The following is a 1,812-nucleotide window of genomic DNA, read 5'->3' on the forward strand; positions in this document are numbered from 1 at the left end:
GATTATGGAACTGTAGAGATAGATATAAGTAAAGTTCAATAATAAATTGCAAATTAAAAACTGATAAAATTGATAAGATAAGAAAAAAAAGGCATCGTATTTATTGCGGTGTCTTTTTATTTATATCGAAAATTATTCTTCCCTATCTTTCAAACCTTCCACCATATCCAACTTATTCACATAATGAGCGCTCATAATCGAAACCAAAAATATTGCGGTTATAAGAAGCAGAATCGCATAAATATAACTTTCATCGTAAATATGCGGAACGAAAGAAAACAATTTGCTTGAGAAAGGTTTTTTAACCAAATATAATATTCCATAGCCAGCCGCTATCCCCGTAGGAATCGCTATTATTATTTGAGTAATCGTTTCTTTAAGCGAAGCAATCATTATTTCTTTAGTCGTATATCCCATGACTTTAAGAAGAGTAAATTCGTATCTTCTTGTAGCCAAAGTTATTACGCCGACCCCGTAAAGAGAAGTCGCCCCAAGCAAAAAAGCTATAAATATAAGTATTTGAACCAAAAGATAAATTGTCGCTATTTGATTTTTATTCGCCGTATATTCATCGTTTACAAAACTATAATAAGAGATATCTTCGCTGTCGTCCAAAATTTCTTTTATATCTTCGTCCGAAACATTTTCTTTCGTTGTAAAAAATATATTATTATAATCGTCAGAAATATCGAATTCTTTTTCCGCGAATTTTTTGTCCATATAAACGAAAAACATTCCCTGCTGTTCGACAAATTTTCCGCATTTGACTATTCTTGAAACTGTATTTCCCAAAGTATATAATTCTATTCCGATATAATCGTTTTCTTTAATTTTTAATCTATCAGCCAAATATTTCGGAAGCATTATTGTATCTTCTGGATTATCGTTTTCTGGAATATCCAAAGAAGAAAAATTATCTTTATATATTAAAGTCGGTATATATAGATTTTCGCTATCGCTTTTGAACGCGGGATATATTCTCGATTGATATATTGCCGCTTTATCGTAGGATTTTATTATATCATTTGTAATTATATCCGAATCTTCTTCCCATTTTGTCGGATTAATCGCAGCCTTAATATCGTAAAGCGAAAATTTTTGATATAAAGTCGATAAAAAATAATCGAAAGAATTATTAAATCCTTGAGCGAATATAGTCATACTTATAGCCGCAAACATTCCCCATAAAGAAGCGAAATATCTCGTTATACTTCTTGAAGCGTTTTTTATAGCGTATCTTGTGTTGAATGAAAATTTATTCCACAAACTTAAATTCTCTATGAAATTTTTTCCGCCGCCTTTCGGATGTTCGCCTCGCATCGATTGAGCTGGATTAAGTTTTAAGATTGAAATTGCGGCAAGCAAATTCGACAAAATGCATACGAACAATATAATCGCTCCCGCTATAATCCATAAATCGAAATAAGTATTGTAAGTGAAATTTGGCATGTCGAATATTTTTATTAATTGCTCGAATATTGAAGGCAAAATTATTTTAGCCGATATAAAGGCAAGCAATATTCCAAAAAACGAAACCAAAAAAGAATATTTTATATACATATACATTATAGACGCGTCGGTAAGTCCAATCGCTTTCATTATTCCAATTTGTTTTCTTTCAACGGCGACATTTCTTCTCTGTATTATATAAAGAAGAAGTATTGCCATTAAGAGTAATATCGAAGGGCAAATATAAGAAAAAGAATCAATTTGAAGTAAAGTTTGCTCGTAATTCACATAATTAACCGATTGCTCTCTGTCGGTAAAATAAAATATTTTCTGTTTTAATTTTATTCTTATAAGATTTTCTAT

The 1,812-nt window shown here is 30.6% G+C and carries 1 protein-coding gene; it reads right to left on the reverse strand.

The window, feature by feature from the left end:
- Nucleotides 1–132: 132 nt before the first annotated feature.
- A partial coding sequence (locus tag EZH24_RS11120) for an ABC transporter permease (RefSeq protein WP_137999176.1) occupies nucleotides 133–1,812 on the reverse strand: 1,680 nt, incomplete at its 5' end.

Origin of the sequence: Brachyspira catarrhinii (assembly GCF_005518285.1) — a bacterium.
Lineage (GTDB): Bacteria > Spirochaetota > Brachyspiria > Brachyspirales > Brachyspiraceae > Brachyspira > Brachyspira catarrhinii.